The sequence below is a fragment of the Paraburkholderia sp. BL17N1 genome, from assembly GCF_003634175.1.
In the GTDB taxonomy this organism is placed as follows: domain Bacteria; phylum Pseudomonadota; class Gammaproteobacteria; order Burkholderiales; family Burkholderiaceae; genus Paraburkholderia.
In genome coordinates this window covers 146,001-172,702 of sequence record NZ_RBIW01000003.1, presented here as the reverse complement: position 1 = coordinate 172,702, position 26,702 = coordinate 146,001, and the positions used below count along the sequence as shown (strand labels likewise).

Sequence of the window (26,702 nt, the reverse complement as noted above, 5' to 3'; positions counted from 1 at the left end):
AAACTGAATTTCACTCAACTGGTAACGATCTTCGACTCGCTCACGTACAGAATTCGGCACCATGTCACATGAAATCTAACGCGGAGATTCAACATGCAAGTAAGGATTCCACATCAAATATCCATGGTGCAGCGCCAGGATCTGGAGGATACCGTTACAAACCTCACCGCCCCAAGTGATTCCAGCGAGAAGCAAATCTGGGTAAACGACGAGTTGACCGAGCAAGAGCGTGGTAATTTGGCAGTGCTGAATAATTTCTGGCTGTGTTGGAAAACATTCCCTCTCGACATTAACAGACTTGGCCATTTGTTTGCACCTGACGTTACCGTTCGCACAGGTTGGCGCGGTGAGCACGTCGTACACGGGCGGGAGCAGGTCTTGGATATGTATGCTCAGGAAATCGAGCGCCAAACTGCCCGTGGCGAGATTTCAGATTTCCGGTTTCCGGTGGTAATTGCGAAAGGCCCCGTCATATTTCATACTTGGATTTGGATTACCCAGTCAAAACAGCTTGGTTACCACATCGAACGACCTATGGCCGCGTCCTATCTGATTACAAATGGACAAATCGAGCGCTGGGATAGTTATTGTACAGGCCTCGAGTCTGAACCCGGCTATGCCGGCGGGAACGGGCCTGACGGTCTGTGACCGTCCATACGACAACAGGGGGCCCAATGCCGAGAGAAGAAGCCAGATCGCGCAACAGTCCACTCAGTTACAAGCGCTCGCTTCAACTTAAGCGTTGCTCGCGTACCGTCTAGACCGATAACGCCAAACAGTACACAGCAGGCCTCACCAAACGAGTGGTGCAGACCACTTTGTCACCTGAGATAGCGACGACAATGGACCTGATGGCCTGTGATTTGCTTGCCCAACAACAATATCAGCAGGCCAAGCAAGTAATGGACGCCTAGGAGGAGGCTAGCACATGGCAATGAACGTCAGTGACAAAAGCTCGCTTTAGCTCGTGCACCATCTGCTTACACAAAGTATTCGAAGCTATCTCGCTCCGAACCACTGCATAATATTTCTGTTTGGAAGCAATTTTGACTCGGCGAATTTCCCTCAGGCGTCCAGAGGCCACCCATTCCGCAGCAAAATCTCTTGGCAGCAGGGTGACCCACTTTCCCGAAAGTACCAATAGAAGCCTAGCCATAGCCTGTCCAGATCTAGCCGTCACGCTGAATGAATTCATCGCCTCTTCAAATTCTGGATCCTGATAAGCCCAAAAATCGACCGCCTCGCATTTCGCGAGTTCACCGTCAGTAATTTCATCCTCGTTTTTATGAAAAAGAGGATGCTTTTCACCACAATATAGGGCCAAAGACTCTTCGTATAACAAATAAGCTCTAGTTTCCGGAATCTCCCGTGGCACCGCACCTATACCAATATCCGCCTCTCCATCCGCAAGCATCTTCAGGACCCGCTCCGGCGAGGTGAAATATACTTCAAGAAATTTAGTAGTCGCCCCATTATTAATCTTCTCAAAAACATTTTCGAGTACCGGGAAATGACCACAGATGGTATCATCCAAAGCAACCCTGAGAACTCCGCCGACAAGCGACGACACGTGATTGAGACGTTCGCGATACCCGTTAAGATCCGAAAATAAATCTTGGCAGATCTTATATATCTGCTCGCCCTCCGGGGTTAATGAGAAACCCGAACGCCCTCGGTGGCAAAGTGTTTTTCCAAGCCGCGCTTCCAGCGTTGAGATATGTATGCTTATTGCCGATTTGCTTTTGTTAAGACAAGCTTCCGCGGCCGTGTACCCGCCAGCTCGTACAACAGATTCAAAAATTTTCAACAGGAGAATATCTTTCTCAGAAAGATTTAACAGCCTATCTTGTTGTGACATGGCATGCACTTCGTAATCAAATATTTAGCCGATTAATTCTAATTAATTATCGGAGCATGAAAAATGTCTCAGCGCTGATCATCCTTCTAAAGCCTATACAGCAATTGACGTCAGCAGCTTTTCATACACAAAAATGTCCGAAGCCGGAACACTCACATTCTTAAACACTAAGCCCCCCAAAAAAAGCCGTCAATGGGTAGAGACGCTAGTCGAGGGCCTGTACAGTCGAAATAGCCTAGCCTCGCTCCCCAGTTGTCAGGCGACATTCAGACGTTTCGGCGAAAGATGCTTGAGCCATGCTCGAATGTCAAGATATGCAGCAACCGGCGAAAAGGTACGCTTGGCGCCAAGCTGCAGTTCCTCAGCGATCGCAAATCTGCTGGAGTCGGTCGGCGTTTGTTCGTATTTTGATAATCGTTCAGCGGGTTTCCTGCCGGTACCTTCTGGTCGCAAGCCGCAGGGATCATCGACAACCCGCAACCCGGCGAGAGCTTCACCGGATTGCAGGTCATCGCAACCCATTGCTTTGCAGAACGCGCACCGTCTTAGATGCAAGAACCTGGATGGAGAGCAGCGCCCGGATTCAGGTTCCATGAGTGCACCGTTCCGATCTGGAGCAAAGCCCGGCGCAAGAACGGTACATTCCCCATCAGCGAGTTCGAGTGCGGTGAGATCGCGAACGAATATTGTTGCCCTGATGGACACGCGCTAAGCAGGGATCGTCGTGAGTTTATAAACCCCATACACATATCACGAAGGATAAAACGATCGTCTACCGGGCATGTCAATTCGACTGTTGGAACTGCTCAACAAAGAAACGTTGCTGTCCAAACACGCCAATGCCCGACGTCACTCGCAACATCCATGAAGATGCATCGCCACGCGGCCAGACGCATCGCAACAACGCCTGACTAAAAGCAATCTCGCCGCGAGAGGAAGACGGTGAACATGCTGGTCACTCATCTCAAACGCATCCTGAAATTTGATCACTGATGACTTCGTGGACCAACAGGTGCACATGATGAGTTCCTGTTGGAGGCAACCACACGGAATCTGCGGCGGATGGTGAAGTGGCTCGCGCTCGGATGCTTTTGAAGCAAGATCTCCGATTGATAGAGCGGCAATGGCGCGGTCGCTTCGTTCAAACTGGCTTGTTCGTTTATATTCACAATCGAAATACGTGCGGTAAAATTCGCCTACGCTGCGAAAACAAGAGACTTTTGAAATGTGAGGTACTCCTCGATCTCAAGGCAACGTCGAGCCGCGCAGCATCGAGTACCGGGTTTGGGGTGTCAGCCGACAATCTTAACAGCATGCGAAGTCATGAAACAGTCTATTAGCGTCGGCAATCAACGGCGCCGCCAGCAGTGTCTACACGACACATTGACTGATCGCATTGGCCAACATCAACCCAGCTTGACTCTCGGAAATAGTCCCTGCAAACGGAATTGGCAAATTTCGAGTCGCGGCCAGCGAACACCGAAAGGAAAAATCACGCCATCAGGCTCGAGACGCATACGTCGCGATATTCATCCGTAACCTGGCATCGTGGAAGTCATCAGGCGTATCGAGATCGAAGCCCAAGCCATCGCTCAAAATAACCGCAGCATTATTACCTAAGGCCTCCGTATGGCGCCGAAAGCTATCTGGCCCGAATGCGAACGCAAAGTCTTTGCGCGACGTAAGCGCCAGGGCATTAGTACCTGTGCCATGCCTGTCAGGGGCAATGGCGGATCCCTGCAGTTCGGCGGCCTCGATGAGCGCGATCACATCCTTGGCGGTCAGGAAAGGGAGGTCCCCGTGCACGACAAGCAGGGGGCAAGTCGGCTTCGTCGTCCACAGAACATCGAGCTCCTTGTTTAGTCCGCGCCCGTCGTCTTTCGCCCATACAGCGTCGAAGCCTTCGATTTCAACCGGTGAAAGGATCAGTCGCTCTGTGACGGCCTGTACCGCGCCGAGGCAATGCATCACGTGAGCCGCCAACTCGTCGCTAAGTGCCAAACGTTCAGCCGGGGAAAGCAACTGAGCCAGACGCGTCTTGCGATCCGCTCCCGCCTTGAATGGCATAACAGCGGTCCAGGCTATCATGTCGCGAGTTCCTCGGCTAATTGCATCGCAGCCCGTGCCACCCTGGCCTTGTCTGCCATGCTATTCATCAGAGTCGATGTTCGCGCGATTCTGATCGCTTCAGAGTTGCACCCATCGCCGGAATCGATCAGCAATCCGTCGACAAGTCCTTCGTAGTGCGCTGCGATGCTGTCATTGTGGACGGAGATACCCAGCTCCTTCATCAGCTTCGCCGTCGGTCCTTTCACAGCCCGACCGCCCACCAACGGAGACACGGCGACAATTGGCGCCGACCTCCCTTCGAGCGCTATGCGAATGGCGGGGATCGCCAGGATCGGATCGACGCTGAGAAACGGGTTCGATGGCGCGATCAACACCATGTCCGCGCCCCGGATTGCCTCCACCACGCCGGGAGCCGGGCTTGCACGTGATGCACCATCGAAACGGATCGCGCTTACTCGCGGTTCACAACGACGTTCGACAAAATAGCGCTGGAATGGCAGTTCTCCCTCCTCCGTATTGACCACCGTGGCGATCGAGTCATCGCTCATCGGCAAAACGGTCACGCCAATGCCCCAGCGTCGCGCAAAGCCTCCCGTGATGGCGGACAGTGTCTGCCCGCTTGCAAGCGCCAAGCTCCGCAATACATGAAGTGCGAGATCGCCATCGCCCAGTTTAAACCAGTCCTCTCCACCCAATTCCCGTAGCGCCGCCATAAATGCCCAACTCTCGCCCTCTCGCCCCCAACCCTGCGCAACATTGGACTTGCCGGAAAGCGTGTAAAGCAGGGTATCGATGTCCGGTGAAACCCAGAATCCCAAATGACGGAAATCATCGCCCGTATTTACAATCGCAGTGATGTTTCCAGGTGGCAGCACCTGCTGAAGCCCCAACACCAACTTGGCGCCACCGACACCACCTGTGATGCATGTGATCCTGCGACCGGCGCGGCTCATCGGAATAGATCCTGATCAGCAGGGCGTACCAGGTGCGCGGCAGGTCGCGCTTCGCCCGCGAAACGGCAACCCCTCACAAGCGCGGCGGGAATGCCCTCCGCGCCCTCACCGGTCGCCAGACTGGCAGCCGTGGCAAGTACGTCGCCGACGGCAATCTGCGTCACCTTCAGCACACGACCATCGCGATCGACTTCGCCGCGCCTGTCCTGCAGGGCCGGCAAGCCCGCAGCGCCAATCGCAACCGAAGTCACCCCCACTCGCCAGGGGCGGCCGAAACTATCAGAAATGACAACTGGGATGCCTAGCGCGGAACTCAATCGGGCTGCCGTCCCGTCCGGATTTATCGGCAGCAACAGCGCATACTCGCTCTTCTCGGGACCTACATTGGACTGGTCGACCCCCGCATTTGCCATGACATGCCCCAAGCGATGCCTCGCGATCAACACCCCGGGTGCCGCCCGGACAATGCTGTCAGATTCATCCAATACCACCTGAACCAGACGCGGGTCTTTTTGCGTCGTCTCCGCGAGCCGGACCGCTTCCGCGCATGGCGTCACCGTCCCGAGATCTACAAATCTGCCCTCGGCTTTCGATACGATCTTTTGGGTCACCACCAGAATATCATCCTCGCGGATTTCCACGGCTTGACGTTGAAGTGCCTCGCGCAACAGAGTGATGAGTTCATCCCCAGGCAGCACTTCGCTGAGCCCAGTCAGCGGTAAGATTTGAACCATTCCTTTGAAGCCCCCGTCTCCTCAACCAATCATTACCGCAAAATCTGCCCCGACCCACCGATTACGATTGATTGTGCCTAATCAGCGCGCGCCGTTGATTCACCGGCAATGCAAGTGAGGTTTCGCATTTTCATATGTGACGAGAATTCACAATAATTTAGCATGTTTTGAAAATGTCGGATTTGTGGCAAGAACTGACTTTTCTGCGACCGGGACGTCAACCCGCATCCACCAAACGGCAATGCCCCAGTAGTTTGATAAGGTGTAGTTTATGAGCCTGTCAAGTTTTGACGACCCGCATGCCATCGCCCAACAGTTGAACCAAAGGCCGCGCCTCGAGCTGTTCGACGCTGCGGAATCTTTGGCGCTCGCGGGTCATGGCGCCCGCGTCACTTATTCGCGCAAGGTTTTCATTCCTCTGACGAAGCTGTGTCGAGACGTCTGCCACTATTGCACCTTCGCTGAAACGCCGGGCAAAGCGCGTCGTGCCTATCTAAGTCGCGAGGAAATCCTTCAGATTGCCAGGGCTGGCGTCGAGACGGGCTGCCGCGAGGCCCTATTCACACTTGGTGACAATCCAGAGGCCCGCTATCCCGCCGCCCGCGCGGAACTGGATGAACTCGGCCATCCGACGACCCTGTCTTACCTCGCCGAAGTGGCGCGGCTGGTGATGATTGAAACCGGGCTGCTTCCCCACCTCAATCCCGGCCTTATGGGTGCAGAGGACTATCGGGCACTGCGACCGCATTCCGCTTCCATGGGCATCATGCTGGAAAGCGCGTCCGAACGCCTCTGCCTCAAAGGCGGACCACATTACGGCAGTCCAGACAAGGAACCCGCACGAAGAATTGCGTCAATCGCCGAGGCTGGCAAAGCCTCCGTTCCGTTCACGACCGGGCTACTGATCGGCATCGGTGAAACACGGCTCGAGCGAATCGAATCATTGCTCGCAATTCGGGCCCTGCATGCGCAATACGGCCATATTCAGGAAGTCATCATCCAGAACTTCCGGGCCAAACCTGGTACGCTCATGGCCGGTCATCCGAAGCCTTCCCTCGATGAGCATCTCTGGACGATAGCCGCCGCGCGACTGATCTTGGGCGCGGAGATGTCGATCCAGGCACCTCCGAATCTGCGTCGCCGCGAAGAACTGGCTGCGCTACTTCGCGCTGGTGTCAATGACTGGGGAGGTGTTTCGCCGGTCACTCCGGACCATGTGAATCCTGAGGCGCCTTGGCCGCATCTTGAAATTCTCGAGCAAGCCACTACCGTCGCCGGACGATCCCTTATCCAACGTCTCGCAATTGGCCCGGCCTATGCCCGCAACGCCGATAAGTGGACCGATCCTGCTGTCAGGCCTCGCGTTCTTCGGGCCATAGATGCAAGAGGTCTTCCGATCACCGATGGCTGGGCTCCCGGGCGAGGTGACGCACTACCGGAGCTGCCTGCAGGTGCAGGTACGCCAGCACTTCAGCCACTCATCATGAAAGCCATGGCCGGGCAACGATTGGACGAAACCGAAATCGCGGTACTTTTCGAGGCTGACGGTGACGACTTGCAAGCGCTGGTGAGTTTGGCCGACCGCTTGAGACAATGTGATGTCGGAGAAACGATCACATTCGTGGTCAACCGCAATATTAACTACACCAATATGTGCCTTTACAAATGCGGGTTTTGCGCCTTCGCCAAAGGCAGCACGCGCGCATTGCGAGGACCGGCCTACCGACTGGACCTGGAGGAAATTGCCCGACGAGCGGCCGAAGCTGTGGATCGCGGCGCTACCGAGGTTTGCTGTCAGGGCGGCATCCACCCGGATTTCACCGGCCAGACCTATCTGGACATCCTGGCTGCGATCCGCAAGGCAGCACCCGGCATCCACATTCATGCGTTCTCACCCCTGGAAGTGACGCACGGCGCCCAGACGCTGGGCCTAAGTCTCCGCGATTATCTCTGCCGCCTGAAAGACGCCGGCCTTGCCTCTCTCCCCGGAACGGCGGCCGAAATTCTCCATTCGGATGTTCGCGCGAAAATCTGCCCGGACAAGCTCAGCGCCGAGGAATGGCTCGACGTGATGCGTACGGCCCATGCTGTCGGCCTACGCTCGACAGCAACAATCATGTTCGGCCATGTCGACACTTACACGCACTGGGCCAGGCATCTCGAGCTCATCCGCTCTTTGCAGGAAGAAACCGGCGGATTCACCGAATTCGTGCCGCTGCCCTTCGTTCATATGGAGTCTCCAATGGCACGGAAAGGTCAGGCGCGATCCGGCCCGAGCTATCGCGAGGCCGTGTTGATGCACGCCATCAGTCGGATCGTTTTGGGCTTATCCATCCGCAACATCCAGGTGAGCTGGGTGAAGATGGGAGCGGCAGGGGCCGCAGCAATTCTGAATGCCGGCGCCAACGATATGGGCGGTGTGCTGATGGACGAATCTATCACCCGCGCTGCGGGCGGACAGAACGGCCAGATGCTGGCACCCGATGATATGGAAGCCATTGCGGCAAAGATCGGGCGACCGGCTGCGCAGCGAACGACCTTCTATCAAATCATCGAGCATGATGGCGCGTTACACCGCGCCTGAACACATGACCCGCCTAATACCCCGGTAAATAAACAGACGAAACCGCGCCCTCGATCCGCTGACACTGATCGCACAGCAGGTTCCAATAGAAAGGATTACACAATGACGTCTCCTGAAAAGATTGCGATTGTTGGTGGCACCGGCCATCTTGGCGCGGCGATTGCTTGGCGGCTGGCCCGAGGAGGACGGGATGTCACTATCGGCTCGCGCACAGCCGAGGCAGCGCAAGCAAAAGCTGCCGAACTCGGCCACGGCCTCAAAGGGATGACGAATGCTGATGCTGCCGCCGCCGCCGATGTGGTTCTCGTGACCGTGCCCTTCGCCGCACAGTCGTCAATGTTGGAGGAAATCAAAGCACATGTACGTGGCAAGATCGTAATCGACACGACTGTTCCGCTTGTCCCTCCCAAGGTGATGCGCGCACAGCTCCCGCCGGAAGGCAGCGCCGCCGTACGTGCAGCCACCTTGCTTGGCGACGATGTGACCGTCGTTTCCGCGTTCCACAATGTGGCCGCCCATAAGCTTGCCGAAGACATCGACGTCGGCTGCGATGTCCTAGTCTTCGGGGACGATAAGGCAGCTAGGGGGAAGGCCGTCGAGCTCGCCGAAACTATGGGGCTTCGCGGGATTCACGCGGGTGCCCTAGCCAACTCGGCGGCGGCCGAAGCCTTGACATCGGTCCTGATTTTCCTGAACAAAAACTACAACATCGACGGCGCAGGGATCACCATTACCGGCCATTTCAAATAAAAACACTCGCGCGCATATAAAAAGCGGGCGTTTCCAAGATGTTCGATATGCATCGGCCGTATGTGTCTTTTCAAACAAATGCTGTGGCTTCATTGTTCATCAATATTAGACCTTTCATCTGGATTCCTAATGAGATCTGTTCGGCCGAAGCACTTACTGCAAGTTTCTCTCCTGGCGCTGACAGTCTTCCTGAGCGTGAGTTCTGGCGCGCTTTGGGCCCTGACTTCTCCCGATACGAAATCGACGCAGAATGAGGACTGGCCGTTTGCCGATGGGAACCCGGAAAGCTGGCATTACACGGCGCAAACACAGATCAACCACCAAACTGTCTCCCAACTTGGACTTGCTTGGTCTGCCGACATTCCCTCTCCTTCGGGTCTGGTCGGCACTCCCCTCGTCCTCGGTGGCATTGTCTATCAGAGCGGGCCGGGCGGAGCCGTGTATGCCAACGATGCCCGCACTGGTAAATTGCTGTGGCAATTCCATGCGAAAACCCGCTACAACCTGCCGCTGTCTTTCGTCGCATACTGGGCGATGCACCATAATCGCGGCCTAGCCGGCGATGCTGACCGTATTTATGTGGCCGCCGGTGACTGCCGCCTGTTCGCAATTGATCGGATCACTGGCAAGCAAGTCTGGATGGCCGAGGCCTGCGACCCAACCCAGCCGTATGGCATCGCAGGACCGCCGCAAGTCGGCGGCGGCATGGTTTTCATCGGCAATGCCAATGCGGACCTCAATACTTCGCGGGGGACTGTTAACGCCTTCGACGCAAAGACCGGAAAATTCCTATGGCGTTTCTACGCACGCCCGGGCGATCCAACCAAGCCCGAAAACGACACCGTGAAGATGGAGGCCAAAACTTGGGGTAAGGACTACTGGCCGTCCTCGACAGGCGGCGCGCAGGCGTGGAATGGCTTTACCTACGATCCCAAACTGGGGCTGTTGTATTTTGGGACCAACGGCCCACTGCCTTACAACCCTCTCAAGCGCGGCAAGAATGCAGGTGACGAATTGTTCTCTAGCGCGATCGTCGCGCTGGATGCGCGGACCGGAAAATATGTATGGCATTACACCACCGTGCCTCATGACGCATGGGAGCTTTCGGCGGTAGCGACGATTCAGATTGCTGAGTTGCCGATCAACGGAACGATGACGCGCGTCGTGATGCAGGCACCGAAGAATGGCTTCTTCTACGTGCTTGATGCAAAAACCGGAAAATTCATTTCAGCCGGCCAGATTGCCGCCCAGAACTGGACCAAAGGGATCGACCCGAAGACCGGTCGCCCGACTCCCAATCCCGACGCGGAATGGTGGAACCGCCCCGGTCAGGACACGCTCCAGGTCCCTGGGACCAATGGCGCCCATACCTGGGAGCCCTTGGGCTACGATCCACGCACTCAACTCGTTTATATTCCCGCCAGAAACATGGCTACGCTATATACAAAGGACGGTAGCCTCGATTGGTATTACCCGTTCCGCAAGGATGCGAAGGTCAAGGCCGAAGGTTTCCTGCTTGCTTGGGATCCGCTCACGCAGAAGGAGAAATGGCGCGTCTCCAGGACCTCGAGTCACAATGGTGGCGTTCTCGCAACCGCCGGCGACCTAGTATTCGAGGGAACCACCGAAGGTGCCTTCGAGGCCCTCGATTCCGCAACGGGTCGCAAGCTCTGGTCGTTCCAGGGCGACGGCGCAATCATGGGCGCGCCGTCGACCGCGATGATCGATGGTGTCGAATATATTTTCGTTGCCAGCGGTGATAACGGCGCCTCGGCCCAGACTCACTCGGCGGGTGCTTTCAACACTACGCCGAATTCGGAAGGCTCCCCCCGTCTACTCGCCTTCCGCCTCGGGGGTACGGCGAAGATCATTCCCAAGGCGGGATATGGACCTGTCGTCCTACCCAAGCCGTGGAGGCCACGCCAACCCGCAGATCTGGTCGCGCTGGGCAAGCAAGTGTTTCAGGCCAATACCTGTGACCTTTGCCATGGCGTCTATGCGATGCAGGCAGGGCGTGACATCCCCGATCTGCGCGCCTCAAGCCGCGACACGTACGGAGCCATGCGCCTCATTTTCAACGGTGCCTTCAGGCAGGCCGGAATGCCTGCATTCAAAAACATCACCGATAAGGACATCATCGCCCTTCAAGCCTATCTCACCGATCAGGCATGGAACGGCTACGAAGCACAGCAAGCACAGCAAAAAAAGTAACCCCGGGCGTTCACATTCAAACGTTCTGACGAAACAGGAGACTCCCTATGCTCTGGAGCGTACAACTGCCAGGTTCGCATCCCATCGAAAAGCAACTCGAACTGATCGAACTGGCTGATCAGCTAGGCTTTCACGCCTATTACTTCAACGATGAGATCTACCACTACGATATTTGGAACGTGATGGCTCAAGCTGCCGTCCGGACAAAAAATATACGGCTCGTGGCTGTCACCAATGTCGTGGTGCAGGATCCTGTCTATCTGGCGCAGCGGTTGCTCACTGTTGACATGGTGTCGAACGGGCGCGCCGAAGCCCTCTATTCGATCGGCAGCGTGCCGATGCTGAAGCAATTCGGTGTCGATATGGAGCAACTCAAGCCTATCGGTAGGCTTCGTGAGGCCCAGAAAGTGCTGCGCCAGTTTCTGGATACCTCGGAAATTACGTTCGAGGGGAAATACTATAAGTACACTGGGATCTCGACTTCGGCTCGCAAGATTCAAGATCAAATTCCGCTGACGATGGGCGGTATTAAGGGCCCCAAGACCTTCGAAGTCGCTGCCGAGATCTCACATGGGCTGATGACCGGCATTCTCTATTCCCGCGAAGCACTGCGCTATGCCGCCGACCACTTCAAGATCGGCGCCGCGAATGCCGGCCGCGACTGGAAAAGTCTGAGCCTCGGTGCAGGCATCATTGGCACCATCGGGACCGACGGCGATGCAGCGAGAAATGCCGCGCGCAAAATCGGCGCGTTCTATCTTCCCGCCCTCGGCGATGAGGCCGCGATAAGACATGGCATCGACCCCCAGCGGCTTATTCCGATCCGGGAGGCGTTCCATCGCGGCGACGTCAAGGCCGCGATCGAGATGACCCCGAACGATATCGCGGATTCGCAGATTCTCGCCACCGGAACGCCGGACGAAGTGGTCAATCAATTGCGCGTGGTAGAGGAGGAAGGCTACAACCACATCTGCATCGACATTATTGACGCCAGCAGCGTCAAGAACATGACCGGCTTCGATGTAGATGGTATCCCGGACGCGGCGGGTCAGCTCCGCCTTCTTCACGAAAAAGTGCGACCGGCATTCTCGTAGAGAAAGTGCCAAGGTCGCATCAAAACAAAGGATCGTCGGCGGAATCTGTGGGTGATTGGGGCAATTCCGTGTCCGCCGTCACCTTCGTGGATGCGCAGCATGGTTGGGCGGTGGGCCAGTGGGGCGCGATACTCGCGACGAGCGACGGCGGTGAGACATGGAAGAAGCAGCGCATGGACGTTTCGGTGGACCAGCCGCTGTTCTCGGTGTACTTCACAAGTGAAAAGGACGGGTTGGCCGTGGGCCTTTGGTCGCTGATGCTCGCAACGCACGATGGAGGAGCGACATGGAGCAAGGTGACCGTGCCGAAGCCGCCAGGCGGCACGCATGGGGATCGCAATCTGTATCACATCTTTGCGGATCGCCAAGGTGCGCTGTATATCGACTCGGAGCAGGGCATGGTCCTCAAGTCGACGGATGGCGGTGTGAACTGGAGCTATCTGGCCACGGGCGGCAAGGGCACCCTGTGGAGTGGGGTGGCGATGCCGGACGGACGCATCGTCGTCGGCGGACTGCTCGGCAGCCTGTTCGAAAGCAGCGATGGCGGGGCGACATGGTCGTCGGTAGCCACGGGTACGAAAAATTCCATCACAGATCTCGTTGTAACCGCTGACGGTCTGATGGGCGTCGGGCTTGACCGGATGGTGATGTTGCGGAAATCCGGTGCGACGACATTCGAGGTTTCTCAGCGCCCGGATCGCGCGACGCTGACCGCGGCCCTCTTCGGCGCGGGCGGAAATCCGATGCTGTTTTCAGACGAAGGCGTGCTGCGGACGCCCTAAGCACGCGATTCGTCATTCTGGTTGGATAACTTGACGTATACGCCGGTGGCGCAACGAGCGTGGCTGACTGATTCGTGCGCCGTCCGATTTTCTAAGGGTCAGTGGTCCCACACAGCGTACTCCACCGCTAGGTAGTCAAACCCTCGCATAAAGGGAATTAAACATTTAATATAGTAGGAATGCTAACTATATGGCTCGAATGTTTTTAGATGTGGTACTGTCAAGTCGGGGCGAATTGTGCATGCCGAGTGTTGTCTGGACCGCGTCCAACGGCTGCATGATGTGCTTCGTGTTTGCTTTTTTGTTGTCTGTCGTTCGTGCATTGCACGGTACTTCCGTTCCTTCCATCTACTTAGAGGAGTTCAATCATGTGGACCAAGCCCGCATTTACCGATCTGCGTCTCGGCTTTGAAGTCACGATGTACATTTCGAACCGTTGATCCGTAGCATCGAAGATTGCGAGAGCCCGGCTAGGCCGGGGCTTTCCTCTGATTCGCGCCGTGCACAGTTTCTGGGCAAACATGCATATTCAAATTCTCGGCTCCGCGGCAGGCGGCGGCTTTCCTCAATGGAACTGCAATTGCGTGAATTGCGCGGGCTTTCGCGAAGGCCGCATACGCGCCTCTGCGCGTACCCAGTCGTCGATCGCTATTTCGGACGAAGGCGTGGCATGGGTACTGTGCAATGCCTCGCCAGACATCCATGCACAGCTGTCAGGCTTCGCGCCGATGCAGCCGGGCCGCGCGCCGCGCGATACAGGCATCGGCGCTATCGTGCTGATGGACAGCCAGATCGATCATACGACCGGCCTGCTAAGCCTGCGTGAAGGCTGCCCACACGAGGTCTGGTGCACCAACACGGTTCACGAGGATCTGAGCACTGGTTTTCCGCTCTTTCCAATGCTCTCGCACTGGAACGGCGGCCTGTGCTGGAACCCGATCGTCTCGGGCACAGCATTCGTCATTCCCGTATGCCCCAACCTGCGATTCATGCCGTTTGCGCTGCGCAGTGCGGCCCCGCCGTTTTCGCCGCATCGCAACGACCCGCATCCGGGCGACAACATCGGCCTCGTGATCGAGGACTTGCGCACAGGCGGCAAGCTGTTCTATGCGCCCGGACTTGGCGAGGTGGATGACGCCCTGCTCGGCCGCATGCGTGGTACCGATTGCCTGCTGATCGATGGCACGCTCTGGACCGACGACGAAATGCGGGGCTGCGGCGTAGGCGCACGCACGGGCCGCGAAATGGGACATCTCGCGCAAATCGGCGTCGGTGGCATGCTCGAGGTGCTCGATCAGTTTCCACACGTGCGCAAGATTCTCACGCACATCAACAACACGAACCCGATTCTTGACGAGGACTCGTCCGAGCGCGCGGAACTCGTACGACGCAACGTGGAAGTCGCTTTCGACGGCATGAGCATCGTGCTATAGATATTTGCTGGAAACGCGTGTGGCGTATTACCAGGCTGCCGCAATTTTGTCGCAAAGCCACAGGAGAGATTCATGACAAAACCCGCCCTCACAACCGAACAGTTCGAACGGGCCCTGCGCGCGAAAGGCACGTACTATCACATTCACCATCCTTATCACGTGGCGATGTACGAAGGTCGCGCGACCCGGGAGCAAATCCAAGGGTGGGTGGCGAACCGCTTCTACTATCAAGTCAATATTCCTGCGAAAGACGCGGCGATTCTCGCCAATTGTCCCGACCGCGAAGTGCGCCGGTTGTGGATCCAGCGTCTCCTCGACCACGATGGCGCACCGGGCGAAGATGGCGGTATCGAGGCATGGCTCCATCTGGGGAAGGCCGTCGGGCTCGATCCCGACCAATTGCGTGCGCAGGAGCTGGTGTTGCCCGGCGTGCGCTTCGCGGTGGACGCCTATGTCAACTTCGCACGGCGTGCGAACTGGCAGGAAGCGGCCAGCAGTTCGCTCACCGAACTGTTTGCACCGCAGATTCACCAGTCGCGCCTCGATACCTGGCCCCAGCACTACCCGTGGATCGATCCACGCGGCTACGAATATTTTCGCTCGCGACTGAACCAGGCGCGGCGCGACGTCGAGCACGGCCTGCAAATCACGCTGCAGCATTACACGACCTATGAAAGCCAGCAGCGCATGCTCGAAATCCTTCAGTTCAAACTCGACATTCTCTGGACTATGCTCGACGCGATGTCGATGGCCTACGAACTCGGCCGCCCACCTTATCATACGGTGACAGACAAACGTGCCTGGCACAAAGGAATTGCACTGTGACCTTTCACCGCAAACTAACGCCAGCTTGGCGGCGGGGCTACCGCTTTCAGTTTGAAATCGCCCAGAATGCCTACGTGGTGCTCTACCCCGAGGGCATGGTCAAGCTGAATGAAAGCGCAGGCGCGATTGGTGGGCTAATCGACGGTGCGCGCAACATAACCGCCATCATCGACCATCTGAGCATGCAGTATCCCGGCGCGCTGGAGCTTGGCGAGGATGTTGAACAGTTCATGTTGGTCGCGCGCGACAAGCACTGGATCGATCTTGTCTGACGAACACACCACGCGCGCCGACTTGCATGCATCCACAGGGGTGGCCAATAAAACCAAGATCGGGCTGCCGCTCTGGCTCCTTGCAGAACTCACGTATCGCTGCCCGCTTCAGTGTCCGTACTGCTCAAATCCCATCGATTTTGCGCGACAAGGCGAGGAACTTACCACGGAGCAATGGATTCGCGTGATGACCGAGGCGCGTGCGATGGGAGCGGCGCAGATCGGCTTTTCTGGCGGCGAACCACTGGTGCGCAGCGATATCGCGCAATTGATCGGCGAGGCGCGCAGGCTCGGCTACTACACGAACCTCATTACGTCAGGCATCGGCCTGACCGAGCAGAAGGTCGCCGATCTCCAGCACGCCGGACTTGATCACATACAGATCAGCTTCCAGGCGAGCGACGAAGATATGAATAACATGCTCGCGGGTTCGGGCAAAGCGTACGCTCATAAGCTCGCGATGGCACGGGCAGTGAAGGCGCACGGTTATCCGATGGTGCTGAACTTCGTCATGCACCGCTACAACATTGATGACGTCGGCCGCATTATCGAGATGTGCATCGCGCTCGAGGCGGATTTCGTCGAACTCGCCACCTGCCAGTTCTATGGTTGGGCCAAACTCAACAGTGCGCTACTGCTGCCCACACGCGCTCAGCTCGAAAAGGCTGAGCGCATCACCAACGAGTACCGAACCAAGATGGAGGCGATCGGCAGTCCGTGCAAGCTCATTTTCGTGACGCCTGATTACTACGAGGAACGCCCTAAGCCATGCATGGCCGGTTGGGGGGCTATCTTTCTTCTCGTCACGCCCGACGGCACCGCATTGCCGTGCCACAGCGCTCGCCAGTTGCCGATCGAGTTTCCGAACGTGCGCGTTCACGATCTGCACCACATTTGGTACGACTCGTTCGGCTTTAACCGTTTTCGCGGCGACAGGTGGATGCCTGAGCCATGCAGTTCCTGCGAGGAAAAGGAAAGGGACTTCGGCGGCTGTCGCTGCCAAGCCTTCATGCTGACTGGCGACGCAGCCAACGCTGACCCCGTATGCGGGAAGTCGCCTGAGCACCGTATCATAGTGCAAGCCCGCAACAAGTCCTCACAGCCTGTCCAACCAATAAACCGGCTGATCTTCCGCAATGACCGAAACTCGCGCAAGCTCGACAAGTCCTGACTGCGTGTCGGCCGAACAGGCGGTCGCGGCATGCAAAAATTTCGTGGAACTCGTGGCGGGGTCGAGCGGTGTGTTCTGGAGTACATACGATCCGAATGATATCGCGTGCCGTGTTTGGCAATGGCAACAGGGCTCCCCGCCGCGCTGCGTCACACACAAGGGCTTCAGTGTGCGCGGCCGTGTTTACGAGTACGGTGGGGGTTCGTTCTGCATTGCGGATCATCACGTGGTGTTCGTTAACGAAAAGGACCAGCAGCTTTATCGCCAGCGAATCCAAGATGATACCGATGTTGCGAGCGGCGAGCCCGTCGAACTCACGCACGGGAATCGCCGCTATGGCGATCTTCGCTATAGCCACGGCTTGATCGTCGCGGTGGAAGAGGAGTGCAGCACGCATCGCATTGTCTCGATCGCACTCGCCGACGGTGCGCGAGAGGTGCTCGCGCAAGGCGCAGACTTCTACGCGGCGCCCTGCCTGAGTTTCAATGGTTCGCAGCTTGCATGGATCGAATGGTACCGCCCGCATCAGCCGTGGACCTCTACGCTATTGCGTAGCTGCGAACGAGACGCGAATGGGGCCTGGTCCGCGCCCCGCACGCTGGCCGGCGGCGATCGCGTGGAGGCGCTACAGCAACCGCATTTCGATGCATGGGGCGCGCTCCATTACCTGAGCGACCGCAGCGGCTTTTGGCAACCCTGGCTTCTGCAGGACAACGTGCTCGAAGCGCTGCCCGCGGCAGAAGCCGATCATGCTTCTGCACCGTGGCAGCTTGGCGAGCATAGCTGGATCGCACTTGATGACGGCTCGTTTCTTGGCGCGTGGATAAAGGATGGCTGGGGCACGCTCGCTCACATCGACGCTGACGGCACACGGCGCCCACTTGCCACAAAATTTAGCCGCTTCCGCAGTCTCGCCGCCGGCAAGGAGTGCTTCTACTGCATCGCGGCTTCGCCTACTTGCCCCGCCGCCGTGCTTGCAATCGAACGCCGCGGGCATCAAGTGAAAGTGCTAGCCGAAGTCTCGCCGATGATGCCCGAAGAACGCATTCCGCAGCCAGAAGTCCTGCGGTTTCCGAGTGGCAGCAGTGAGGCGCATGCGTACTTCTACGCGCCGGAGTTTGCTCAAAGGTTGCCCCCAGTCATCGTCTTCATTCACGGCGGCCCTACCTCTGCCTGCTATCCGGTGTTCGACTCCCGCATTGCGTACTGGACGCAACGAGGGTTCGCAGTCGTCAATCTGAACTATCGAGGGAGCACCGGATATGGCCGCGACTTTCGCGAGTCGCTCCGGGGGAACTGGGGCATAACCGATGTCGACGACGCGTGCGAGTCCGTCGCCCATCTCGCCGCGCAGCAGCGCATTGACCCCGCGCGTGCGTTCATCCGCGGCAGTAGTGCTGGTGGCTACACTGCGCTTTGTGCGCTCGCGTTTCGCAGAGTGTTCTGCGGCGGGGGTAGCCTGTACGGCGTCAGCGATCCACTCACGCTCGGCCGTCGCACGCACAAGTTCGAGACCGATTATCTGGCCTGGCTGATCGGCGATGCGGTTGCTGACCGCGAGCGCTATCTGGCGCGCACGCCACTGCTTCACGCGCATCGGATCGAGGTGCCGGTGATCTTCTTCCAGGGCGAACTCGATGCCGTCGTGACGCCCGACCAGACACGCAGCATGGTGGCTGCGTTAACGGCAAACGGTGTGACCGTCCAGGCACACTATTATGTCGATGAGCGCCACGGATTTCGAAAGGAAGTGAATCTCGCACACGCACTTCAGGCAGAATACGCGTTCTACCGTGGGGTTCTCGGGCATCCCGCGAAATGAACGGAATCTGTGCGCACGTACTCGAACCCTCAGGCCGGATCGTTCCAGCTTGGCAAGAGCTGAAGGTAACTGCAGGCTTTGTTGCGCAGCTTGTAGCGTCTAGACGAGGTCGCTGATGCGCGTGAACAGCACCCGGTAGACTTGGGGCTTCGTGTAGTGAGGGTTGGTCGCCAGAAAGCTCAGTCGTTCGCCTTTCACGCTGCCATCACATCGACCGCGAACCCGACGAGCTTCGAATTCTAGGTAAATCCGTACATCGCCGTTTGGCAGATCTCGAACGCGACGCACCCTGCGATCGTGGATCGAGCACCGTCGACCACATCCCTCGCAGGCCGTTTTTTTGAGCGCCGAACCAGCATGACGACGCGTGCCATGCAATCACCGAAGACGACGCGCAGCGCTTCGCAAGGACGGAATCCGTCGAACCGGTATGCGTCGGAACGTCGGAAAGACGCCTGAGGTTGCGCGAAGTAGTCATCGCGAAATCATGCCCGATTTCGCGATGCCATCAAGACGCGCAAACCCTTGCCCCGATTGGCTCTCCGACGTTTTCATCATGAAAAACCATCACACTTTTTCGCGAAGATCCGTTTTTCCTAAGGACACGCGATTGGTCACGCCGCTTCGCTGGCTGTAAGGGAACGTATCAATCCGAGACTGACCGCCATCGACACCTGCTCGCCTTCGCGGGCGTGCTGGATCAGAAGCTCGATGCCATCGCACGCGCCACCGCTATTCCAGAGCATCTCGTGCGACAGATGTGTCTTTTACATCGCAAGCGAGAAACCTCCGTCGCGTTCTGGCAAGCGTGGAACCGGTTGCATGCCGCCATCGGCCGCAAGGAGTTCACGCTACTCGAACTAGGCCCGATGCAGCCTCAGCAAATCTAATGCAAGGAGGTCGTAGAAGGCCTCTTTTTGCTTCGCATTCCCATTCTGCAGCTGTGGGCAGGGTGATTCAGCTTGGCTGTGTAACGCAAAAAACGTGGATTTTGCACCACACCAAGGAAACCGCTGGTACTACTCTACGCACGGTTCGCACTAATTTTGACGTTCGCCAGTGCAGAACCCAAAAGCGCACGGGTCGCAGGGGAATACTCTCGGCTTCGTCTTGCAAGTGCCAGATACACATTCTCTTCCAATCCACTTACTGGACGGTACCGCAGAGCGCGTGACATGAGAAATTGCATCGACTCGGGCACAAGCACAAGCCCATATCCAGCGGATGCCATCGTGAGCGCACTGATGAAATCCTGAACACGAATCTCGGCCGCCACAGGAAACCCACCGGAAACGGCAAGTCGTTCTAATGTCAAGCTGAAGCCCTCGTCTTCCCTCAATTGTGGGGTGATGAAAGTCTCATTCGCGAGATCACTGACATTTAGCGTAACTTTTGAGTTCAACGGATGATCCTCGGCGATCGCTACCATCAGTCGCTCATTATGAATGATGGTCGCACTCAGGCCGGATGGATATTTGCGTCTCGGTCTGAGGATCGCGAGGTCAATTTCCCCAGCAGCTAGTGCCTCTAGCTGACGCGGCGTGTCCATTCCCACCAGCTCGACCACGACGTCTGGATGTGTCGATCGAAAATCCTTCAGCATCCGGTTGACCAGACCACTACTTACGCCGGACGCGACCGAGCCTACCCTGACGAAACCTAACTGACCACGCGCCGCAAGGCGGCCGACCTGACCCACCCGTGTGACATGTTGCAACGCGGCCGTGGCTTCTTCGTACACCATGCGCCCCACTTCGGTCAAAGACACCGGCTGCCGCTTATTGCGATTCAGCAGCCGCGCCCCGACTTCCTTTTCAAGTTTCAGGACTTGCACGCTAAGGGCCGACTGCGCAATGCCCAGTTCGTCCGCGGCCTTCGCAAAGTGCAAATGATCCGCCAGCGCAACAAAGTATCGGAGCTGACGCGTGTCAGTCATTTAATCACCCTGATGCATTAAAGATTCGGTTTTTGAATCTTTACCATATCAAACTATTCGTGTCCAATGAAGTCTTTCCAGACGCTGGGTGCCACCATGAACGCTCCTCTTTCCGCAACAGCCTTCGCGACCACAGTCGACAACTTCGAAGTTCGTAGGCACGAGACACATCATCGTATCCAGATGATCGATATCGACGATAAGGCACTTCGCCTCTTTCTGGACGAAGCCCGGCACGTCGACGTTCAGAACCTCGAATACGTTCCCTTCATGCGGTTTTACCTGGGAGGGCTTCTCGCTAGACATGCAGGCGACACCTTCGCATCAACACTTCTCACTCTTGTCCGTGATCGACGGTTCGGAGGATTCACCGTCGGACTGAAGAATTTGACAGAAGATCCTGATGATTTCGTCCGGTTTGGCTCGGCCATCGGGCACCTTTTGGGACCGGCTAATCACGATGCGATGTCGGGAAATTATTACGCCCGCTTCCTCGTCAAACATACCGACGACAGCGACTCGTACCTCCGGCAGGCATACCGTCTCTTCACTCTGCATACTGACGGAACCTTTGTTTCAGACGCCACTGACTGGCTGCTGATGATGAAGTTTGAAGAAAAAAACGCGGTAGGTGGGGAATCACGCTTCCTGCATCTCGACGACTGGAATGAGGTTGATCAGTTCGCCTATCATCGCCTCGGCTCCAAGCCGTTTCTCTACAAATCCCCTGGGTCGAAGAATGTGACCGAAGTTATCGAGCGTCCTCTCTTCTTCCATGGAGAATTTGGTCTTTCAATGTCCTTCATCGATCAGTTCGTGCAGCCGACGAATCTCGAAGAGGCCCTCTTCCTGCGCGAACTGTCTAGCTCGATGGAAGCCTCTGGGGGAACAAAGGAAGTCGCTTTGCCCGTCGGTGAACTTGTCGTTTTGAACAACTATTTTTATCTGCACGGTCGTTCACCGTTTGAGCGTAATGAATCCCTTCACCGTGAGCTCATGCGGATACGCGGAATGCTGGTCTCTTAATACTTCAGCTTTGCTGCGTCGACGCTTACGCGTCGTCGCGTATATTTTGGCAGGATGCCCATGAAGAGTACTGTTAAAGCTACCAACCCTCACGAGGCTGCAGATGCAACAGCGCTCGCAAAAGCGGCCTATGAGGTACGAGCCGACCTTCCAAAACGTCTCCGCAGGGTTCTATCATTAAACGACTTCGAAAACGAAGCACGATCGCTTCTCCCGCGGCCGCTCTTTGGATACATTGCAGGTGCGGCGGAGGACTCCACGTCACTTACCGCAAACCGTCTCGCTTTCGCGCGCCATGAGTTTTGCCCGAAAGTGATGATCAATGTGTCGCGGCGGTCGCAAAGTACGGATCTGTTCGGTCACAAGTACTCGTGCCCTTTTGGAATCGCTCCTGTTGGCATTAGTGCGATCTCGGCCTATCGTGGCGACATCGTTCTCGCAAGCGCGGCTCAAAAGTTGAACATCCCGGCCATCATGAGCGGATCTTCTCTCATTCGAATGGAGGAGGTTCATGATGCCGCGCCCTCGACGTGGTTTCAAGCATATCTTCCCGGCGACAGCAGGCGTATCGATGCACTGATTGACCGCGTTGAGAGCGCGAAATTCTCAACACTCGTGATCACCGTTGACATTCCCGTGTGGGCGAACCGGGAGAACAACATCCGCACCGGATTTTCATTGCCGTTGCGCCCTAGCGTGCGTTTGGCGTTGGATGGCATCACTCATCCACGCTGGCTGTTCGGAACTTTCCTTCAGACCATGCTACGGCATGGGATGCCTCACTTCGAAAACTCCTTCTCGACGCGCGGAGCGCCAATGTTGTCAGCATCGGCGGTCCGCGATACAACCGGGCGTGATCACCTTTGCTGGGACAACATCGAGCGTATAAGGCGCCGATGGAAAGGAAGGTTAGTCCTTAAAGGAATCCTTCACCCGGATGATGCCAAAAGAGCGGCACTGTCGGGCGTCGACGGGATAATCGTATCGAATCACGGCGGTCGACAACTCGACGGTGCGGTTTCTCCGCTGACCGTTCTGCCCCGCATCAAAGAAGCCGTTCAGGACAGCATCGTAGTGATGATGGACAGCGGCATCCGTCGCGGAAGTGATGTCTTGAAAGCGTTAGCGCTCGGCGCTTCGTTTGTGTTCCTCGGACGGCCCTTCATGTATGCCGCCGCTGTCGCTGGTGAATCAGGTGTCAGACACGCGATCACGCTACTTCGCGACGAGGTCGATAGAAACATGGCGATGGTTGGCGCAACTTCCGTTGAAGACCTCACGGCTTCGATCCTCGTCTGACCGTGAATGCCAACAAGGTAAGACCTGTCTTATGCTTCCACGCCGCAGGCCGGGCACAGCATGCAATCCATATGGCCGCGACGATCTATGGCCGAGGGTGTGTGGAAACTCCATTTCTACCGCTGAGGGCGACGTTGCCGGTCGGATCGATCAAGTTAGATGCGTCGAGCTTGCGCTAATCGAACATCGCGGCCGCAAGAAGCCCCTCAGGGCCTCAGCCGGTAGCCAGCTTCATCGCCTTCATCATTCCGGCAACCCCCAGTATATTGAGGACGCGCTTGAGGTTGTAGGCTAGCACCTGAAGGCGCATTTCGGTGCTCACCCGTCCCAGCGTCCGGGTCGGGAAGTGGGTGGCCCCCATCCAATGCTTCAGCGTGCCGAATACGTGTTCGACCGTGCTTCTTCGGATGGTCGTTGCATCAGGCTTCCGGTCGAGTCGACGCTGCATAACTTCCAGTACACGTTCGTGCTCCCATCGTCGGATGCGGCGATAATCGCTGGGCGAACATCGCTCCTTGAGATGGCAACGCGGGTATGCGCTGGGCCAGTACACGCGCAGATTCATGTCCTTCTCAACGGTCTTGAATCGAAGAATTGCGCGCTCACCGGCGGGGCATCGATACTCATCGCTTCTTGCAATGTAGATGAAGTCGCGTTTGGTGAAGAGCCCTTTCTTCCTTGACGCTGAGGTGAGCGGTTTCGGGACATACGCCGTGATCCCTGCCAGTTCGCACGCGTGGATGTCCGGACCGCTGAAGTAGCCCCGATCAGCCAGCACTTTCAACTTTGGCTTGCCCATCGCGTTCTTTGCCGACAGAGCCATCTTGCTGAGTTGACCATGATCGCCTCCGATATTCGTCACCTCGTGTTCGACAATAAGATGATGCTTCGTATCAACTGCTGTCTGGACGTTGTAGCCGACCGTTCCGGTTCTCTTGCCACCGCTGGTCATGGAGCGGGAATCCGGGTCAGTGAGCGACAACTGTCCGTCCGGTTCATTCTTCAACTGATGTTTGATCTGCTCGAGCTCACGCATCCGCTGGCGCAGGAGCGCGATCTTCTCGTACAGGCGCACGGTCTTAACATCGAAACCTGTCGGACTGGTCCGGTCTGCAGTTTCAATCAGGTCGAGGTATCGCTGGACGCTTTCCTCGATCTGCTGCTGGCGTTTGTCGATTTTGCCCGCAGTGAAGTTTCTGTCGCGGCTGTTCACCGCCTTGAATTTGCTGCCGTCGATGGCGACCATGTCGCTCGATAGCAGCTTCAGTCCTCGACACAGCTCGACGAAGCGACGGCATACGTTGCGAATGGCCGGCCCGTTGTCGCGGCGAAAGTCGGCGATCGTCTTGAAGTCTGGCGCCAGACGTCCTGTCAGCCACATCAGCTCGACGTTGCGTTGGCATTCGCGCTCAAGACGCCGACTTGAGGGTACCCGGTTCAGATACCCGTAGATATAGATCTTGAGCATCACGCCAGGGTGGTAGGACGGGCGCCCGGTGATTGCGGGCGTGGTGCCGTTGAAGCCGAGAGTCGTGAGGTCCAGTTCGTCCACGAACACGTCGACGATTCTGATCGGGTTGTCCTGGCCGATGTAGTCATCGACGCATTCGGGAAGTAGTGCGACCTGCTTGCGGTCATCGCCTTCAACGAATCGCTTCATGAGTCACCCGGTCTCAATGAGTTGATTCAGTTTAGGCGATGAGCGCGTTTTCACACAGGTGCGCCGGGAGACCGGCAAGGAGTAAGTGGTGCAAGTCCACTGCGATGAAGGAATAGCGAACCACATCGGCCCCGAGCCGTGCGCAGGCATCCGCGAGGATGTCGGCGAAGCGTCGGCGAAGCGTCGGCGAAGCGTCGGCGAAGCGTCGGCAGGGGTACGTGCAGGCCAGCCATTGAGCCACGATAGAAAACTGATTCCGGGTGCCGACGCTGTCTGTGTAGCGGAAGGCGAAACGTCTGAGCGCGCAATCGCGAGCGCCCGGATGACCCGGCGTGGTCATAGAACCTGGCATGTGCGTACGCTCCTTGTTCGGGAACCGGGAGATCTCCAGTCTGGCCTGCCGCAGGATGGTCGGGTCCGCATCGGGAAGGCGAGGAGCCGGAACGGGCAGCAAAATCCGCCCTTCGCCATAACCAGTGTCGGGACGGGCTCAGTAATAGAGGGCCTGATGGCGAGTGCTGAAAAGTCGCTGCGTGTGATGATCGAGCACTGGCTCGCTCCCGAAGGAGCGGACGATGTTCGCATCGCCCGCTATAAAAACAGTCGCCCCAGACTGGAGCGTTACGTATGCGTCGAGACATTTAACGCGACAAGGTACGCTGCAATGTTTTTCTTTCGCCACCACGACGGCACATGGCGGATTTTCCCACCTAATCGCGAACGGCCGGCGATGCGCGCTGAATATATCTCGGCCCCACCTTGCGCCATGCTGTGGGCTCCAACAGACCGTTGGCCTCCCGTCGCTCTCCCGGGCACGTCAGCTAAGCCGATGTAATCCGAAGACGACGAAATGAGAAAACGAGAAGGCACTTTACTGACGAATTTAAACGCGAAGCCACGCGACTATGCAATGCGCCAAGTGCATCGGTCGCGCAGATTGCCCAAGGCGCGGGCGTGGGCGTAGCGTAATGCACCGCTGGGTCGGGCAACTTTCTTAAGCGTCGCAAGCGTTCGCATCTGATCAAGACATTCTCTGCCGCAACTCTGGTCGGCATCTATGACGAGACAGGCCAGATGTTAATCGTTGGTTGAACTGCCTCAATACGGTAGCGCAGCCAGACGACTCCCGATTCCAACGTTTCCGTGTGAAAGTGTCGTAGGACAGAGCCCTTGGCCGGATGGCTCTGCTCCGTTCCGTGGAATTCGAATATGCTGGGCACCCCGGCGAGACCGTCAATGCCGGGATATATGAGTAGGCTTAGCTCGTCAATAAGGCCCGCCGCAAGAAATGTACCGTTGAGAATACCTCCGCCTTCCAGAAGGAGTTTTTCGACTCCGAAGTCTCGACGTAACGACTGCAATGCTGATTCCAAATTATTTCCGTCTGGCCCGGCAAACACATACGAGATGCCCGCCATGCGAAGCGATGCGAGGTAGGCATCGGACACTTGCGTGCCCAGAACGGTCACAATTCGATCGGTCCTGACGGAATTGCATGAGAATTCAAGCTTACCGTGGGCGTCTACAACGGTTGCAAGGCTCCCAGCCCCCTTATATGCGATGAAGGTATCGCGCGGCAGTGGTTCAGTTACGATTTCTTTGTTGGCAAATGGTCCGGTTACCAGCTCGGCCATTGTATTTCGACCAATCATCCAAGCGTCCGCCCCTAACCGGGATTCTATGCCTTCGTAGACGCGAAAAGCGAGTCCATCTGGCGTGCCGGCCACCGGTGGTGTCCAGCGATCGAGATCCAAGCGCCCGTCAACTGAGCTGATCATGTGACAGATTACATGAGGTCGCATCTTAATCCTCGAGGTTGCCAGTCGGCTAACTGTTAGCGACATGCTCGCTTTCCGATGCTCGGTTCCACCGGGCCTATTAGGTAGGACCCCTACAAGCACGCCACCGGGCGGCAAAGCCCATCAGCACCACCGCCCAGGTCATCTTCTGGCCGATCGCGACGCCTGCGTCGCTGCGCGCGAGCATGCCGATCCAGTAGGACACCGTGGCGAACACGAACAGCGCGGTTGTCCACAGGATCGCGGACTGGCTCGACAGAGCGAATATGTCGTCACCTTGAAAATCCAGCAACGCTTATTGGGTACGTCAGGCTTGTCCCGCTGGGCTTTCTGGATTGTTCACTGGCTACTACCTGTCCCAAGGCGTGTCATTCAAAATAACAAGGAAGAAGGGGGTGTCCACTTCGGTTCAAAACGTCTTGT

Annotated in this window: 23 protein-coding genes and 2 pseudogenes; 15 read left to right on the top strand and 10 right to left on the bottom strand. The window is 57.0% G+C overall.

Translation table 11 applies throughout. From position 1 onward, the window contains the following. The first annotated feature begins 93 nt into the window (after positions 1-93). Positions 94-648: a hypothetical protein gene (locus B0G82_RS36560; RefSeq protein WP_121311189.1), complete on the top strand. Its 555-nt coding sequence runs from the start codon at positions 94-96 to the stop codon at positions 646-648. A gap of 262 nt (positions 649-910) precedes the next feature. Here the strand turns inward: B0G82_RS36560 and B0G82_RS36555 are convergent, their stop codons facing one another. The 5 genes from B0G82_RS36555 to cofE all read right to left on the bottom strand — a co-directional run bounded on the left by B0G82_RS36555 (position 911) and on the right by cofE (position 5,615). After that, a complete protein-coding gene (locus B0G82_RS36555) occupies positions 911-1,858 on the bottom strand; it encodes a LysR family transcriptional regulator (RefSeq protein ID WP_121311188.1) in 948 nt (315 codons plus the stop codon). A 255-nt stretch (positions 1,859-2,113) separates the two neighbouring features. Further along, positions 2,114-2,380: a hypothetical protein gene (locus tag B0G82_RS39595; RefSeq protein WP_206751630.1), complete on the bottom strand. Its 267-nt coding sequence runs from the start codon at positions 2,378-2,380 to the stop codon at positions 2,114-2,116. 978 nt (positions 2,381-3,358) lie between these two features. Next, entirely contained in the window at positions 3,359-3,946 is a 588-nt protein-coding gene (gene cofC / locus B0G82_RS36550) for a 2-phospho-L-lactate guanylyltransferase (protein ID WP_121311187.1), read from the bottom strand. Beyond that, complete coding sequence (cofD, locus tag B0G82_RS36545) at positions 3,943-4,881, bottom strand: 2-phospho-L-lactate transferase (RefSeq protein WP_121311186.1); 939 nt, start codon at positions 4,879-4,881, stop codon at positions 3,943-3,945. The genes cofC and cofD overlap by 4 nt, the downstream gene beginning before the upstream one ends. Continuing rightward, positions 4,878-5,615, bottom strand: coding sequence for a coenzyme F420-0:L-glutamate ligase (gene cofE, locus B0G82_RS36540; RefSeq protein ID WP_121311185.1), 738 nt, complete (start codon positions 5,613-5,615; stop codon positions 4,878-4,880). Before cofE ends, cofD begins: the two co-directional genes overlap by 4 nt. Positions 5,616-5,886: 271 nt before the next feature. Between cofE and cofH the strand changes: the two genes are divergently transcribed. The 12 genes and pseudogenes from cofH (at position 5,887) to B0G82_RS39590 (ending at position 19,449) form a co-directional block, all read left to right on the top strand. Continuing rightward, complete coding sequence (cofH, locus tag B0G82_RS36535; RefSeq protein ID WP_121311184.1) at positions 5,887-8,199, top strand: 5-amino-6-(D-ribitylamino)uracil--L-tyrosine 4-hydroxyphenyl transferase CofH; 2,313 nt, start codon at positions 5,887-5,889, stop codon at positions 8,197-8,199. Between the two features lie 102 nt (positions 8,200-8,301). Next, positions 8,302-8,949 carry an NADPH-dependent F420 reductase gene (npdG, locus tag B0G82_RS36530; RefSeq protein ID WP_121311183.1) on the top strand — a complete coding sequence of 216 codons (648 nt, stop codon included), beginning with the start codon at positions 8,302-8,304 and terminating at the stop codon, positions 8,947-8,949. 129 nt (positions 8,950-9,078) lie between these two features. Further along, positions 9,079-11,160, top strand: a complete 2,082-nt coding sequence (locus B0G82_RS36525; protein WP_158608221.1) for a PQQ-binding-like beta-propeller repeat protein — start codon at positions 9,079-9,081, stop codon at positions 11,158-11,160. 47 nt (positions 11,161-11,207) lie between these two features. Continuing rightward, a complete protein-coding gene (locus B0G82_RS36520) occupies positions 11,208-12,254 on the top strand; it encodes an LLM class flavin-dependent oxidoreductase (RefSeq protein WP_121311181.1) in 1,047 nt (348 codons plus the stop codon). Between the two features lie 65 nt (positions 12,255-12,319). Beyond that, positions 12,320-13,036, top strand: a pseudogene (locus B0G82_RS36515) (YCF48-related protein); the annotation flags it as partial. Positions 13,037-13,404: 368 nt separating this feature from the next. Next, a complete protein-coding gene (gene pqqA / locus B0G82_RS36510; protein WP_082194460.1) occupies positions 13,405-13,476 on the top strand; it encodes a pyrroloquinoline quinone precursor peptide PqqA in 72 nt (23 codons plus the stop codon). An 81-nt stretch (positions 13,477-13,557) separates the two neighbouring features. Further along, entirely contained in the window at positions 13,558-14,469 is a 912-nt protein-coding gene (gene pqqB / locus B0G82_RS36505) for a pyrroloquinoline quinone biosynthesis protein PqqB (protein ID WP_121311179.1), read from the top strand. A 72-nt stretch (positions 14,470-14,541) separates the two neighbouring features. Beyond that, complete coding sequence (gene pqqC, locus B0G82_RS36500; protein WP_121311178.1) at positions 14,542-15,294, top strand: pyrroloquinoline-quinone synthase PqqC; 753 nt, start codon at positions 14,542-14,544, stop codon at positions 15,292-15,294. Then, on the top strand, positions 15,291-15,566 hold the full coding sequence (gene pqqD, locus B0G82_RS36495; RefSeq protein WP_121311177.1) for a pyrroloquinoline quinone biosynthesis peptide chaperone PqqD: 276 nt from the start codon (positions 15,291-15,293) through the stop codon (positions 15,564-15,566). The genes pqqC and pqqD overlap by 4 nt, the downstream gene beginning before the upstream one ends. Before the next feature lie 22 nt (positions 15,567-15,588). Continuing rightward, on the top strand, positions 15,589-16,737 hold the full coding sequence (gene pqqE, locus B0G82_RS36490; protein WP_241975158.1) for a pyrroloquinoline quinone biosynthesis protein PqqE: 1,149 nt from the start codon (positions 15,589-15,591) through the stop codon (positions 16,735-16,737). 4 nt (positions 16,738-16,741) lie between these two features. Next, entirely contained in the window at positions 16,742-18,559 is a 1,818-nt protein-coding gene (locus tag B0G82_RS36485) for a S9 family peptidase (protein ID WP_241975096.1), read from the top strand. A gap of 692 nt (positions 18,560-19,251) precedes the next feature. Continuing rightward, the gene (locus B0G82_RS39590) at positions 19,252-19,449 is read left to right on the top strand and encodes a hypothetical protein (protein WP_134466697.1); all 198 of its coding nucleotides are present in this window, start codon (positions 19,252-19,254) and stop codon (positions 19,447-19,449) included. Between the two features lie 134 nt (positions 19,450-19,583). On the opposite strand, the gene B0G82_RS36475 is transcribed toward B0G82_RS39590, so the two are convergent. Next, the gene (locus B0G82_RS36475) at positions 19,584-20,495 is read right to left on the bottom strand and encodes a LysR substrate-binding domain-containing protein (protein ID WP_121311173.1); all 912 of its coding nucleotides are present in this window, start codon (positions 20,493-20,495) and stop codon (positions 19,584-19,586) included. 96 nt (positions 20,496-20,591) lie between these two features. Here B0G82_RS36475 and glaH point away from each other — a divergent pair, with 96 nt between their 5' ends. Together glaH and B0G82_RS36465 are read left to right on the top strand one after the other, a co-directional pair. Continuing rightward, a complete protein-coding gene (gene glaH, locus B0G82_RS36470; RefSeq protein ID WP_121311535.1) occupies positions 20,592-21,521 on the top strand; it encodes a glutarate dioxygenase GlaH in 930 nt (309 codons plus the stop codon). A 60-nt stretch (positions 21,522-21,581) separates the two neighbouring features. Continuing rightward, positions 21,582-22,820, top strand: a complete 1,239-nt coding sequence (locus tag B0G82_RS36465) for an alpha-hydroxy acid oxidase (RefSeq protein ID WP_121311172.1) — start codon at positions 21,582-21,584, stop codon at positions 22,818-22,820. A 214-nt stretch (positions 22,821-23,034) separates the two neighbouring features. Here B0G82_RS36465 and B0G82_RS36460 read toward each other — a convergent pair whose 3' ends face one another. The 4 genes and pseudogenes from B0G82_RS36460 to B0G82_RS36440 all read right to left on the bottom strand — a co-directional run. Next, positions 23,035-24,480, bottom strand: a complete 1,446-nt coding sequence (locus B0G82_RS36460) for an IS1182 family transposase (protein WP_121311171.1) — start codon at positions 24,478-24,480, stop codon at positions 23,035-23,037. Positions 24,481-24,511: 31 nt separating this feature from the next. Further along, positions 24,512-24,832 carry a hypothetical protein gene (locus B0G82_RS40225; RefSeq protein ID WP_199730239.1) on the bottom strand — a complete coding sequence of 107 codons (321 nt, stop codon included), beginning with the start codon at positions 24,830-24,832 and terminating at the stop codon, positions 24,512-24,514. 703 nt (positions 24,833-25,535) lie between these two features. Continuing rightward, a complete protein-coding gene (locus B0G82_RS36445; RefSeq protein WP_121311533.1) occupies positions 25,536-26,282 on the bottom strand; it encodes a RibD family protein in 747 nt (248 codons plus the stop codon). Positions 26,283-26,394: 112 nt separating this feature from the next. Next, a pseudogene (locus B0G82_RS36440) lies at positions 26,395-26,544 on the bottom strand (c-type cytochrome biogenesis protein CcsB); the annotation flags it as partial. Positions 26,545-26,702: the final 158 nt, after the last annotated feature.